Source organism: Lagierella sp. (assembly GCF_029983815.1).
Classification (GTDB): Bacteria; Bacillota; Clostridia; order Tissierellales; family Peptoniphilaceae; genus Mediannikoviicoccus.
Genome location: NZ_JASBYU010000019.1, coordinates 1 through 15,021, shown reverse-complemented (window position 1 = coordinate 15,021; position 15,021 = coordinate 1). Strand labels below are relative to the sequence as shown.

The following is a 15,021-nucleotide window of genomic DNA, read 5'->3' as shown; positions in this document are numbered from 1 at the left end:
ATCAATCTACTAGAATATATTAAATTCCTTATAAGTTGTTTCGACAACTTTCGCCTCTACCGCTTGATTTAAAGGACCATTTTTACCAACTAACAGGTTATTGCCCAAAATAGATTCTACTGCTGATTTTACATCTTCGTCAGTAAGATCTTCCCTGATGTAGTCAAGTCTAACGATCCCTGAATCCTTAGCTTCATTTGAAAACTTCATAGATAAATACTTAGCCATTTTATTCACCTCCTTCTGTTGTTAAAGTTCGTTACGCCAATATACTTTCTACGATTTTAGTTGTTTCGCCGGAAGTTCCGTCGATTAAATCGTATAATTTTCCCGCAACTTCTACTAAACCATCTTCAGTTGCTTCTTGGGAAATGTTTTGGATAGTCTTTGACTTTTTAAGGATTTTTTCGCCATTATCCACGTCAAAGCTAAGCTTTAATTTTACGCTTTTAACCATTGCCATGTTTCTCACCTCCTACCTATATATTCCAGATATCAGAAAAATTACCATTGTCTACCAAATATTTTTTTAACTTTTCCAAAGCAGTCTTCTTCGTATTGAAGGCAGTCCTGTATTTTATGCCATATTTATCTGCAATTTCACCAATGGAAAGATCTTTCAAATAAAAATCTAAAAGTATATCTTTCTGCCTATTAGTTAAGCTCTCCAAGGAAGAGTGTAGATTTTTATAATCCAAAAGTTTGTTATAATCCCCTTGAATATCCTGCTCATCCTCCAACATATCCATTAAAGTTATGTCATTTTCTTCCCCAATTGGTCGATCCAAAGAAATTGGCTCCTCCACCTTATTCTTACCAAGATAAAAATAGTAAAGTCTGCTCTTTAAATAACCTCCAAAGGATGAATTCTTTGATCTTTCATAGTCCCTCAAAGCTTCACAAATCTCCAAAATCCCTTCATCATAAAGCTCATCAAAGTCATGGGGCTTGTTGTAGTACCTCTTAATAGAAGAAACCAAAAGAGGATGGTATTTTTCCACCAAAAGATGCACCTTTGACATATCCTTCTGCTCAATAACTCTCTCAATCTGCAATTCGTAACTATTCACAGTATTACCTTTCTTGCAGCTGCGTTAAATTCCCGGGTAACAGCAGAATAAGATGGATTGATGGATTTAAAAAATCCAGAATAACGGGAAATAAAGTGGAATGGCAAGGGTTGTGGTTGGAATATTGCGAAGCAACCGAGCACTCAATTATTGAGAAGTGGGAAGTGAGAGGTGGGATGTGAGAGAAAAATCCAACCCTTTTTTTATCGGGCACTCAGCTCCATATAACTTCTATTATTTTGCAGTAGAACAAACAAAGAATAGAAATAACTAACTAGTCTATTTTTGACTGAGTGCGGGAGCTCTCCATAAATTCAGGGACTAGCCGTCCCTGAAAACCCTGCTTGAAAAGATGTAGGAAAGCTGTTAGCTTTCCTTCAGAACACTCCGAAGTCGGGCATTCATGTATGATGCTAGATTTTTAGACAAAAAAATAGGGAGCATTTTGCTCCCTTAAATATCATTCTTCAAATCCACTACCATATTTAATTATATTTTCAAATTGATCATAGACTAAGTCTAAATTCGTCTTTTTTTCAGAACTGAAAGGAATAATCAAGTCCCTGTCCTCAATATTTAAGACTTTTGCAATCTTCTTTACATGCTGAGGAAATTTTGATCTTGCAACCTTATCAGCCTTCCCGGCTATGACGAAACCGGTAAAACCTATTTCTTTTATCCAATTGTACATCTGAACATCCTGAGCCGACGGATCATGGCGAATGTCCACAATCAAAACCGTCTCATAAAGATTTTGTCTATTGTTTAAATAGGTTTCAATAATTGTTGCCCAGTTGTCTTTTTCCGACTTGGAAACCGCAGCATATCCATATCCTGGCAAGTCAACCAACCGAAAGGACTCATTCACATTGTAAAAGTTTACAGTACGAGTCTTGCCTGGTTTAGAACTGGTTCTAGCCAAGTTCTTTCGATTTAAAAACGCATTTATAAAACTTGACTTTCCAACATTAGAACGCCCTGCAAGGGCAATCTCAGGCAGGTTTTCGCTAGGATACTGACTTAAAGTAGCCGCTATCGTCTCAAGCCTTGAACTTTTAATCTTCATTAAAATTTATGAAGATTTACTCTTCATTAGCTCCTGGAGTAAATTTTCTCTTAGCCAACATTGCATCAAATTGGTAAAGACCTGCAACACTGTCCTTAATTCTTTCAAGTGTAGTAATATGATCATTAAAAGTAGCTTCTTCTTCAACTTGTTCAGTTAAGAACCAGTGAATTAAGATTTCAGTTTGATAGTCTCCAACTTCCTTAGCATCCTTCATCATTTCCATGAAGTTAGAAGTAACTTGTTTTTCGTGTTCTAAAGCTTCTTTGAAAACACTCATAATGGAATCATATTCAGCCTTTGGCTCTGGCACACCAGATAAAGTGATATCATAATCCATATCAAGTAGATACCCTTCTAATCTCTTAGCATGACTTAACTCTTCTAATGCCTGTTGAGTCATGAAATTTGCAATTCCATGCCAGTTTTCCTTCTCTGCCCAAAGCGCCATAGCTTTGTAAATATATGCAGATTCTATTTCAAAGTTATATTGTTTGTTTAATTTCTTAAATAATTTTTTGTTATCCATATTATCCCCCTTATTTTCAGTTTGTTATTATTCGGCAAGTGTCTTGCCTCCATAAAAACATATACCCAACAAAGGGGAAAATAAACAATATACTGAGAAGTAAGAAGTGAGATATGAGATGTGAGAGGAGGATATTTGAAATACGAAATGCAAAAGCACCCAACTACAATCGTTGAGCGCTTTTTGCCTTCTACTTCTATTTACTTATTTCTTTTAGTACTTTTTCACTTATCATACTTTTACCACCTATTGCTGTTACTTTTTCAATAGATGATTTTTCTACATATTCTTTAAGTGATTTTGGTACTTCTGTGGCTCTTGTCAACAGGATTGGCATGTTCATAGTACCTCCTACTGGTCCAATTACTAACGCGTCCATCCAGTTTTCTCCATTTGCCAAGAACACTTCTTTTGCCCCTGCAAAGCTATATTCTGCTATTGCAATTGCAGTTTCGTATCTTGTTTGTCCCTTTAGTCTATGTGAAACTGTTGGTAATTTAGCTTCTAGACTTTCTGCAACCACAGAACTTCCACCGGCAACTATCACATCTTTTATTCCAAGTTCATCTATAACATTGCCAATTGCTGCAGGTACAGCCTTTCCACTTACAAGAAGTATTGGAAGCCCTTCTTTTGCAGCCATAGGTCCAATGGTAAGTGCATCAACTGAAACTTCTCCACTGGCTATTATAGCTTTTCCCTTATTTCCAGCAAGTTCTACAACTTTTCTTGCAACTTGTGCAGATGTTTCATAACGGTTTTTACCATAAAGCCTTTCTACTCCATCCTTGTCAAATTGAGTAAGCTTGTCCTTCACATTTTCAGAGATTGATGAACCACCTCCAACTATGGTCACATTTCTTGCGCCAAGTCTTTGAATTTCATCAGCCACTCTGGAGTCAAGGTTATCAGCATAGGTTAACAGTATAGGTGCATTCAATAGTTTTGCCAATACAGATGCAGTCATGGCATCAGGGAAGTTCTTAGCATCCACAACTACTACATTATCAGCCTTGCCATAGTATTTCTTTGAAATTTCTATAGCAGTTGCAATCCTGTCCTTGCCATTAGTTCTATCTGTACTTATCTTGTTTACAGAAGGCTCTTCTGTAGGAACTGATGGCGTAGGTTTTGGAGTTGGTTTTGGTTCTTCAGGCTTTTTATCATCCACTATTTCAAACTTCTTCAACTCTGCCATAGCCTCTTTAAGTTGTTTTATCTTACCTTCTGCATAGATAGGAAGCGTCTCTTCAATTTCCTTCTTAGATGCATCAATTATACCTTGAAGCTTTTCAATAGCCTTTTTAGCTCCCTTTGAATCTTCAAATTTAGCTTCCTTTAAATATTCTTTAGCCTCTTCATAAAGCTTCTTAAATTCCTTGTAGATGTCGGTTTTGTCATTCTTTGTTACAACAAAAGTTCTATCGTATTTATCATATTTGTCAAGAACCTTAACATTGCCCTTTTCATCCAACTTAAACTCAATAGAATGAGGATCTGATTCATATTCAAATTGGGTCATCTTAGAAAGTGTTACAGAGTAGTCCTTTCCACCCTCTTGCCCTTCAACATTGAATACTACCTTACCATCTTTATCAGATTTTACCTTTTCTACAGTTGTAAATCTTGGAGCAAGCATCATAATGGAAAATTCCACTCCAGAAACAGGCTTACCTTCAGAGTCTACAACACTAAAGTCCACATCAAACTTTTCAAATACATCATTGTCAAGTTCTGTACCTTCAAATAGCAACAATGCTTCATCTACACTTTCAACAGCCTTATTGTCGATAGTAACCACATTACCCTTTTCGTCCGTTGTAAAAATATAGACGTCCTTCTTGAATTTTAAGACTTCATCATTTCTTGAAGTTCTAATTTCATATTTTGAATTAGGAGCAAAGTCCTTTAACTCAATTTCCCCATTATCGTCGGTATTAGGTCTTGAAGCTACACTTGGAATCTTGCCATCAAATTTATTTAAAGTCATGTTATAGCCTTTTAAAGCCTTACCATTTTTCAAAACTCTAACTGTCAACTTATCTAGAGAAATTTTCTCAATAGGATCTTCAGTTGGATCTTCATCATCCACTTTTTTAGATTTTATTGATAGCGTAGCTAAAATTTCGTCTTCTCCAACTACCTTTGGTCCGTCATTACCAGTCACAAATTGAACTGGGTCCATGGTCTTTTCATCGGATTTCAATGAAACTTCAAACTTATGATCAAGAGGTAGTTTTATCATAATCATAGAATCCTTTGAATCAACCTTATTCACATCTCCAGAATCCAAGTCTTTAAATTCAAAGCTTAGACTTTCTAATACAGGATTATTATCCTCCATTAGGATAAATGTAAACTCTTGTTCTACAGGTGTTTCAGGCTTTTCAGGAGCGTCACTTTCAAATACTATTGCAACCCTTTCAACATTTAAAGAGTCCAAAGTAAAGTAAACAAAATTCTTATTTTGAGTAAAGTCCAATTCCTCTAGCTTATTATCCTCTTTAACCCTGTAGATCTTTTCTACCTTCTTTTCAGTTTCAATATTTCTACTTACTTTAAATTCACCAGCAGCTAGCTTTGAAACTTCACATCTAAATGGATTTACAACCTTAAGTTCCAAAGTTTGAACATCTCTGTCCGCAAGTTCTTTGATGCCATCAACACTGAACTCTGTCTTTAGAAGCTTTAGATTCTTAAAGTTAAGTCCCTTAATCTTTGTCTTACCGGACTTACAAGCAATTGTCGTATCCTTAGTGTGATCTTGGTACTTGTCCAATAGTGTAAATGCTTGTACATAGTCACAACTACTATGGTCAAATGGGAATTTGCCATGATGGTCAACCCAATACCCACCGTCAGCATTCTGCTTATCTTTAATTACAAGAGGGAAAGAATCGAAACTGTACTTGTCAGAATCAACTTGAACCATATAGGTTACGTCTTCAAATAGATTTGCCTTAACTTGTCCGTTCTTGTCAGATGTAACTTCAATAGTTTCAAACTCGCTTATAAGCTTAAACTTAACATCAGGGATAGCCTTACCATCATAAATTGCCGGAATCTCAATAGGATGTTTGTAATTTATCTTATATCCATCCTTCTTATAGACTACAAGGCCATCAAAAACGCCATTTTTATAGTCATTTATAAATGAACCGTCTTCCAATTGTTTTATATACACATCTTCCATATGGTAAATGTCGTCCTTTAAAGTAAGGATGTATCTATTTCCCTTAACAACCTTTAGCTCAGGAAGATATTGAACACCATCTTCACCTTTAACGGATTTAATGTCTTCTAAGAACTCTTGATTTGTAGAGTCAAACAATGCAAAGTTTAGTGGCACATCTGTCTTTAACGGTGTGTCCTTACCTTCAGAAATGTAATCGAAAAGAGGAGTTTTCTTTATAGTTATTACCTCATCTCCAAATACACAAGTACCATCGCCACATCCACCGCCATCATCTTCTGGCATCTCGGTGTCTTCATAGGTTTTTCCAGGCTTTTGAATGTATAGAGCCTTTAACTTTCCATCCTCATTACCACGAGGTGTGTCTTCCTTATCCAATATCGGCCAATATAGACCATCACCTGGATACTTCATCATTTCAATATGAACATCCTTCATTTGATATTCATCAGTATCTAAAAGACTAATAGTATAGGACTCAAATAACTTGGCGTCAAAGGTCAGATACTCTCCATCAAAGGCTCTGATTTGACTTTCCTTAGTCCTGTCATTCACAATCTTAAACTTAAGCCCTTCAGGACCCACAGCCACACTTGAAGGATAGTCATTACCTTCAAATACATAGATCCTTATCATGTAATTTCCTTGATAAACATCAATTGACTCAAGTTTTTTATCATCTAATTTACGATATAGACCATCGTCTTTAAGTACAATCTTATAACCGTCCAGCTTATAAGAATATTCCACTTTTCTAATTATATTGATGGTGTAGTCGATGTCTTTATACAGTTCTAGCTCAAGTTTTCCATCTTTACTAGAAACAATTTGTTCCTCTCCACCACCATGTAGAGTAAAGTAAACTGAATCCTTAGTAACTTCTTCCCCGGTAGTCAAATCCTTTACAGGAATTGTTAACTTGGACTTTTCTCCACTTTCAGGCTTAGTTCCCTTTAAATCATCCCTTGAAATTATCTTTAATTCCTTTAACTCAACATCCTTTACTTCTTGATTAAATTCATCAAAAAGCATTGGCTTTCCATCTTCAGTTGCCTTTATCCACAGATAGTTAAAGTAATTTTTGCCGTCGGTCATAGTATGAGTTTCCCTATTATCAGCAATACCAATTTTCACCCTATGGCCAGCATAAACCTTAACACCCTTTAAAATTCCATTTTCAGGATTATAGTGAACCATATCCTTTATTTCAACATCCGCAGTATGGAATCTAAAATTATCTTCTACAGGAGTACCGTCCTTGAAGTAGCTCACCTTGATATCAGGAAGGGTTACAACCTTATCATGCTTAGTCTTAGGTTCTTCATCCTCAGGAACAGTAGGACTTGTGTCAACCTTTTTAAGCACTAGCTTGGTTATAATACAGTCATCAGCTTCGTTAAGATCGTTCTTATTGAACTTTCTAACCCTACCAAATTTAAATACAAAGCAATCTTTGTTTCTAAAATTGTCACTCATATTGAGGATTTCATAGCCTTCAGGAATCAATTTTATAATATCTTCTGAATCTATATTATAAACTTCAGTTAAATCCAAAACTCCATTTTCCCCATACACTGGATCCCAATTAACAAAATTTGAATATAGATCAAATTTTATTTTATCAGTGATTTTATTGCCTTTTTCATCCACCAAGTCAAGCTTATAATTTGGTTCAAGGCTCTTTAACTCAATCTTAGTTATTTCCTTTGTAAAATCCGGTGCCATAACAAGTGAAAATTTACCATTGCCATCAGCTGTAGGTTCTTGAATTGCAAAAAAATTAAACTCACCCAAAGTGTACTTAGTATTTTCCTTTAGAGTTAAAGAGTACTCCATTTCATCCTTTAACGGAAGACCAAGTTTTTTATCCTTTGAAGTAAGCACTACTTCCTTACCAGATTTCTTTTCCTTTAGAACAAATTCTAGACTGTCAGTTACTTTTGCATTATTGTAGAATATTGGAAGTTCTAAATCTATAGATTCTGTCTCCTTTTCTGGTACCTTTACCACAAGTTCAGTTATTACAACAGACAGATCATCTGCCCCAAACTTGGAAACTCCCTTTTCTTTAAAAACTATAGTATTTGAATGTGCTTGGTTGTCAGAAAGATTTAAAATTTCATACCCTTCTTCTTCAATGCTCAGCTTCCATAAATCTTCAGGATCATATTCAAAAAAGTCGTTAAAATCTACAAATCCATCCTTTGACTTAACAGACAATTTGTCAAAAAAACCTTCTCCAACAATAGTTATTTCATCCTTTATAGGATTTCCTTTTTCATCTACAATAGGTAGAACAAAAGGATCGTCTAGTGTTTCTTCAACACTTTCTTTTTCAACTACGTTAATATTATCTGGCGTTTCAGCCGCTCTTACTGGAACTGCGCCTACTAAGCATGGCAGGACCATTGCCAAACTTAGAATAAATGATAATATTCTTTTCTTCATTTCCCTTTCCTCCTTTAAATGTTTTGTCCCACATAAGGACTATCGTTATCATCTGGATTTTCAAAAAGTATTTGCCATAATATCTTCCCAAAAGCTATATACATTTGAATACATTAAGATGATTACCATTTTAGTATAGCATTAATCTTAATAATATACCAATAATTATTTAAATACAGATATTTTTATAATTATGACTGCTAAATCATGGTTTTAAAATGATATTTTGCTAAATTTAAAGGATATCATCCAAGAAATGGATGGATTTTAGGAAAGTTAATTGTAAAACTACCACCGAATTTGTCTTATTTGAATTAAAATCATATTCTTCTTATAATAAAGTTAAATAGGTAGGTGAAAAAATGAAAACACTGATATTAGCAGGCGCAGGCCATGGACATATCCAAATACTTTCGAAACTACAAAATATGAAACTAGAAAATTTAAAAGTTCTGGTAATAACAAACTTTGATAGACAGTTCTACTCTGGAATGTTACCCGGTTACATTAACGAAAGCTTTACCATTGAGGATGTTTCCTTTAAAGTAAAAGACTATTGTAAAAATGAAAACATAGAATTGATCTTTGATAAAATTATTGAAATTGATAGTAGGGAAAATAAGGTTAGAACATTAAAAGATGAATATCACTTCGACTACCTTTGTATGAACCTTGGTTCCGCCTCCATAGAACATTTTGGCCCACCAACAAAGGACCTTCACTATGTGAAGCCAATTTATGGATTCAAAGAATTAAAGGACATTGGCGATGGTATAAAGGACTTAATGATTGTAGGAGGAGGAGCATCGGGGATAGAAATAGCACTAGCTTATAGAAGTAAATATAATAACTTGAACATTACATTGGTAGATAAAAATAAAGAGTTACTTTTAAAATTTAACAAGAGGTCGAGAAAAATCGCAAGTAAATTGCTTGAAAAAAGAAAGATAAAGACAGTTTTAAATACCAAGATAACAAATATTAAAGAAAACACCGCCCACTTTGAAGGAGGGAAAATCCACTTTGATAAGGCATTGGTCAGTACAGGAGTTACAGGAGTCAATGTGAAGTATAGCGGACTAGAAGTAGACGAAAACAACTTTGTAAAAGTAGATGGCAAACTATTTGCATCGGAGAACATCCTTGCAATGGGCGATATGGTATGTCTAAAAGACTTCCCCCACACCCCAAAAGCAGGCGTATTTGCCATTAGAATGACTCCCATCCTAGTTAACAATGTATTTAGTCTTATAGAAGGAAAAAACGACTACAAGACCTATATTCCCCAAGAAACATACCTACAGATAATAAACACCTCGGACAATAAAGCAATTATGTCATATGGCCCATTTGCCATGCACAATAGATTTGCACTGAAATTTAAAAATAAAATCGACACGAATTATATGAAAGGGGAAGTGCTAAAATTTGTATAGTAAAGGGTAAGAGGTAGGAAAGTCGCCCGCTTTCCTATAACCTTTTAAAATAAAGGGAAGGGACTTGGGAACCAGTAGGTTGGAGTTCGCCTACCAGCGAGGTTTATATCCAAAGTTAAAAACTTTGAGAAATTACTCTTATAGAAATATGTTTTTCCTAACCTTAAAGAGGGAGGCATAATGGAGCTTGTTTTTTGCCTAACCGGCAAGGGGTTGGCGAAATTTGATAAATTTCATAAATTACAATTTAAGTTTTGTATTCTTTTTCAAAATAAAGGGAAGGGACTTGGGAACCTATTTGATGGTTCCCTTTCCCTTCCCTTTAAATCCCAACCCTTTGCCCCTCCATAAATTCAGGGACTAGCCGTCCCTGAACACCCTGCTTTAAAAGATGTAGGAAAGCTGTTGGCTTTCCTTCAGAACACTCCGAAGTCGGGCACTCAGCTCCATATAACTTCTATTATTTTGCAGTAGAACAGACAAAGAATAGAAATAACTAACTACTCTATTTTTGACTGAGTGCGGGAAACCTCCAACGATTTAGGGATGCCTGTCGAGCACTCATGTTTGAGTGCTTGAAAACACCCCGCGGAATAAGGGGTAGGAATGCAATTCCCGAATAAAAAAAGAACCAAGCACCCGTTTTCGAGTACTTGGTCTATTTTTATTTAACCGATTATTTACCAGCTAAAATTTCTTCTAATTGTTTTTTGATACCTTCAGAAACTGAAGCTGCACCACCAACTAGAGTGATTTCAGTCATATTGTTAGTTCTTAGGTATTCAGCTAAATCTTTACCAAGAACAGTCTTAGATTCTGTTAAAAGAATTGGAGCTTTAAGCTTCCAAGCTAATTGTCCTGCTGATAAAGCGTCAGCAAATGAATCTTTAGATTTTGTACCATCAACAATTATTGCTTGACCAGCGTTCATAAAGTATTCGTCAGCTACTGCCATAGCAGTTAATTGTCTATTTTGTCCCTTTAATCTTTGAACGTTTGAGATAGTAATTCTTGAGTAAACATCGTCTGAAACTGTTCCAGCTCCACCTACTACAGTTACTTCTTGAACGTTATATTTATCATTTTCAATAGCTTCTCTTACAACTGTTGGTAATTGATCTTTTTGAGTTAAAAGAATAGGTCTTGCATACATAGCTGCTGGAACTGAAGCAACTAATGCGTCAGCAAAGTCTTCTCCAGAAGCTAGGAATATTTTGCTAGTATTCCCTTCTTTTATTTCTCCACCTTTTACAAAGTGTTGAAGTACCTTTACAGAAGTTTCATATCTGTTAGCACCTGAAATTCTTTCAATAGTTAATCCCAATTCTTCAAGTTCACCTTGAACAGCACCAGAGATAACACTGTCTCCACCAACGATAGTTACGTGTTTAGCTTTAACATCTTTTAGATATTGTTTTACAGCTGGGTCTAATTTATCTTTACCATTTAGTACTAATGGTTGATCTTTTAGACCAACTAGTCCGTTAGCAACTAATGCGTCTGCATAAACATCTCCAGAAGCTAATAGAACATTTTCTTGGTCTCCTTTAAAAGCTTTTTTAGCAACATTTACAGAAGTTTCATATCTATTATCGCCTTTAACTCTATGAGTATAGATTCCACCTTCTGGAAGAAGAGTGAAAGTTATGTGCATTACGCCATTGTCATCAGTTTTTATCGTGCTTAAAGAAGCAGTTCTTGGAACTCTATAACCATCAGCTTTAACAACTGCTACTCTATTAAATAGAAGGATATTTGTCCAGTATCCTGTAGCTTTATCTTCGCTGTTAAGTGAAGAATCAAGAACTCTAACTACTCTAGAGATTTCTGGGTTTGTAAATACTGCTTTACCTTCAGCATCAGTAGTTTTAGTATCTAAAACTTTTCCATATTCTTCTGCTCCATGATACTTAGTAGTATTAGCTTGAAGTTCTACAGTTGCACCTTTAATAGGTTTTAGAGCTTCTTCCCCATCAATGTCAACCATTCTGTCATTACCTTCAACAGTTACAACTAGTTTAGTAACAACAGGAACTGGTCTTAAATATACTAAAGAATCTTTTGAGTTTTCATGGATATCAGCAACAGCCACTAGTTCTCCATTAAGAACGAATCCAACTACAGTTGTTCCGTCAATGTCATAACCAGCTTTAGTAGCTAAATCTGCTAAATCAGCAGTTGAAAATCCTTTTTCACCAAATTCATCAGTTGTGTAAGTGTCTAGTAGACCTTCTTTGTCATATACATAAGAACCATTTTTGTCTGATATATAAGCAGTTTGATCATCATTAACTTTAACTTTGTAAATTCCAAATTTTACATTTGGTGCAGTCTTAGCATTTTCATCTAAGGAAATTACTGTAAAGTCAGAACCAGCTTTAGGTTCAACATAAAGATCAAAATGATAATCTTCTTTTAGATTAACAAATTTCTTGTCTGCATCAGTAGTTAATACATATTTCCAAGTTGTTCCTGGAGCAACTAATTCAGCATCTCTAAAATCTGCATCGTTAGTATCTGGTGATAATCCACCAACTACTATAAAGTATTCTGCATTTGGAAGAATATCATCTTTTTTAACTTCAAAGAATCCTTTACCGTTTTCAGTAGTAGCGTCAGCTACCTTAGTGAAATCTCTACCATCTTTACCAGTTTTTGCAACATAAAGAGTTGCATCTTGAGTTACACCATCAAATTTACCATTTTTGCTTGCTGAAAAGTTAATCTTTACAGTTGTTTCTTTTTCTGGTTCCCCGATAGGGCCTTCAGTTTCTGCAGCGAATGCTGAAACAACAGTCGTAAATACCATAACTAAAGCTAGCATTAAAGATAAAATCTTATTGCTTTTTTTCATGATATAAAATCATCCTCCTAAAAAATTTTTGTCCTACTTCTATGAACCTTAAAGTTTGGACGGGTTATTAAACTTTTTTGCACCCATCGAGGGGCATACAATGTTACAGTAGCACCTTCGATGTACTACGTAGTTTAAAAGCATTGTAACCTGTGCTTACCTCTCGGTTTTAGAAGTGGAGTTTTGCCAAAAACTAGGCAATTATAATAATAGCAACTTTCGTCGCCTATTACCCAAATTCATTAACCCTCTGAGCTGTTCAGTTGTACTTTTCCAAGCTAGAGTGTTTAAAAACATTATAACAGAAATTTGTAATTTTTCAAATTTTACTCTGTTTATTTTTTTAATTTATTGACTAATTAATATTAAATACGATTTGTACTTAACTTTTCAATAAAAGGATGGTTTGTCTTTTCAAAGTCCCTGATTATATTGTACCTTATATTTGTGAAATTCAAACAAAATAGTTGGTTTTCCTGTAATTTTCCTTAAAATATTTTCAATATTGTAATAATTCGAGCCTAATATGTTAAAAATGATTCAAATTCCAGGAAATGTTATTGTCGTTTTCCTTATTAAGGTATAAGCTTTTATTGATTTGCTTGATACTATATTACTATAACGAATTGAAATTTTAAAGAGTTTTTTTCCCTTTTTCCCACTCAATTGTTACAAAATTCTTACAATGTCTATTTTACACCAATTGTAACTATTTTGTAACTACTTTTTCGCTTTTCTGTGGTAGTATATAGACAGTAGATGATAGGTCTATTTTTTGTTCATCCTCCCAAATTATGAACCAACGGCCTATTGTTAATATAAAACCCGACTAACCATCGGGTTTTTATTTTTTTCGGGCCTTTCATTCCCGTAACCCTTGTTAATAATAGGTAAGAAAGCGGACGCTTTGCTATAAGAGTTAAGTAGTGTTATTCGAAATTTTATAAATTTCGATAAATTTTGCTTGCAATCGAGCACCCATGTTTGAATACTTGGTAATTCAAGTTTTTATTTTCTTTCTATAACCTAGGAGGGGACTTAGGAACGTTTCGTATGTTCCTATCGTCCCCTCCTAGAACCACCCCTTCTTAACCTCCAACGATTTAGGGGCTAACGCCGCCCCTAAATACCCCGCGGAATAAGAGGTAGGAAAGCTGTTGGCTTTCCTATAACCTTTTAATAGTATTATTCAAAGTATTATTCAAAATTTAGCAAACTTTGGAAAACTAAATTTAAAAGTTTTATGTTCTTTTCAAAATAAAGGGAAGGGACTTGGGAACCTATTTGATGGTTCCCTTTCCCTTCCCTTTAAATCCCAACCCTTTGCCCCTCCATAAATTCAGGGACTGGCCGTCCCTGAACACCCTGCTTTAAATAGGGAAAGAAATCCTTCAGATTTCTTTCCAGTTTTTTAATTCGTATTTTGAATTTATATTGACTAAGCTTTATCAAAATTTTTAAATAGGTTATCGACCTATACGTTTTTAAAGGAAAGCCCACAGCTTTCCTACTCATTTTACAGCTAGGGCCTTTGGGATTGCAACTCCCAAAAGCGTTTAGGGGTGTAGAAGGGGTGGGTTTTAGGGAGGGGATGTGAGGGGGAGTCGCAACCCCCTTAATCTCCTCCCTAGAATTAGAAAAGAAAATGATTCTTTAAGAATAATTTCTCAAAGTTTTGCTTGCAACCGAGCACTCATGTTTGAGTGCTTGGTAAACTTTGAATAATAGATCAAAGCAAGGGTGTGGGAATGCAGTTCCCACCTACTCCTTTAACCCTATATCCGTTTCTACGTTATAGTAAATGTCCCAGATATGTTCTTGTTTTGATGCAAATAGTCCATGGAAGACATATTTTTCTTCTTCGTTTTGGTAAAGTGACCAGGACAGAAAGTGCAGGTCGTCTTCTCCTGGGTACTTCTTTTCAAAGTCTACTATCGCCCTATCAAAAATCTTGTCCATATCCTTCAAGATCTTCTCTGTAAGGGGCTTGCCACCTTCTGTTAGCCTCATGTATTTTCTGTCTGTTATGACGCCATTTTTCGCTTTGGCGGTGGATCCCTGTGCTGACTTATGTTCTAGTTCATGGATATGGCTTGTGTCTTTATAGGTATAGTGGATGGAATCTAGTGGCAGGGTGTAGTCCTGGGTATAGTCCTTTACTACATCTTTTGTGTACTTTTTCATCTTTTCCAATGTTGGGTTCCCAATTTTTTCTTCTGAATCGCTGACTTCTTCTGTTGTTGTCTCTTTGATTTCGTCAACGGGTCTATCTGATGATTCTTTGTTTAGGTCTACTCCACCACAGCCTGCTAAAAAGATAAGTGATAATATAATTATAAATATTTTTTTCATAATTCCACCTCTAAAACCGATAAAGTCCATATAATTGTGTAAAAAGAATAGGTCATTTGAAACCGAAACTGGT

At 35.2% G+C, this 15,021-nt stretch carries 9 protein-coding genes; 1 reads left to right on the top strand and 8 read right to left on the bottom strand.

Annotated features, from left to right (window positions below):
- Window positions 1-9: 9 nt before the first annotated feature.
- The 6 genes from Q1K37_RS07225 to Q1K37_RS07200 form a co-directional block, all read right to left on the bottom strand.
- Window positions 10-228, bottom strand: a complete 219-nt coding sequence (locus tag Q1K37_RS07225) for a DUF2922 domain-containing protein (protein ID WP_300410882.1) — start codon at window positions 226-228, stop codon at window positions 10-12.
- 31 nt (window positions 229-259) lie between these two features.
- A complete protein-coding gene (locus tag Q1K37_RS07220; RefSeq protein ID WP_300410880.1) occupies window positions 260-463 on the bottom strand; it encodes a hypothetical protein in 204 nt (67 codons plus the stop codon).
- Between the two features lie 16 nt (window positions 464-479).
- Window positions 480-1,070 (bottom strand): sigma-70 family RNA polymerase sigma factor, encoded by a 591-nt coding sequence (locus Q1K37_RS07215; RefSeq protein WP_300410878.1) that lies wholly within the window; start codon window positions 1,068-1,070, stop codon window positions 480-482.
- A 460-nt stretch (window positions 1,071-1,530) separates the two neighbouring features.
- Window positions 1,531-2,136, bottom strand: a complete 606-nt coding sequence (gene yihA / locus Q1K37_RS07210) for a ribosome biogenesis GTP-binding protein YihA/YsxC (RefSeq protein WP_300410876.1) — start codon at window positions 2,134-2,136, stop codon at window positions 1,531-1,533.
- A 16-nt stretch (window positions 2,137-2,152) separates the two neighbouring features.
- The gene (locus Q1K37_RS07205; RefSeq protein WP_300410874.1) at window positions 2,153-2,665 is read right to left on the bottom strand and encodes a ferritin; all 513 of its coding nucleotides are present in this window, start codon (window positions 2,663-2,665) and stop codon (window positions 2,153-2,155) included.
- A gap of 196 nt (window positions 2,666-2,861) precedes the next feature.
- Window positions 2,862-8,306, bottom strand: a complete 5,445-nt coding sequence (locus Q1K37_RS07200; protein WP_300410873.1) for a cell wall-binding repeat-containing protein — start codon at window positions 8,304-8,306, stop codon at window positions 2,862-2,864.
- A gap of 362 nt (window positions 8,307-8,668) precedes the next feature.
- On the opposite strand from Q1K37_RS07200, the gene Q1K37_RS07195 reads away from it, so the two are divergent.
- Window positions 8,669-9,742 (top strand): FAD-dependent oxidoreductase, encoded by a 1,074-nt coding sequence (locus tag Q1K37_RS07195; protein WP_300410872.1) that lies wholly within the window; start codon window positions 8,669-8,671, stop codon window positions 9,740-9,742.
- A gap of 676 nt (window positions 9,743-10,418) precedes the next feature.
- On the opposite strand, the gene Q1K37_RS07190 is transcribed toward Q1K37_RS07195, so the two are convergent.
- On the bottom strand, window positions 10,419-12,596 hold the full coding sequence (locus Q1K37_RS07190; protein WP_300410871.1) for a cell wall-binding repeat-containing protein: 2,178 nt from the start codon (window positions 12,594-12,596) through the stop codon (window positions 10,419-10,421).
- Between the two features lie 1,761 nt (window positions 12,597-14,357).
- On the bottom strand, window positions 14,358-15,021 hold a 664-nt coding region (locus tag Q1K37_RS07185; protein WP_300410869.1), incomplete at its 5' end, for a hypothetical protein.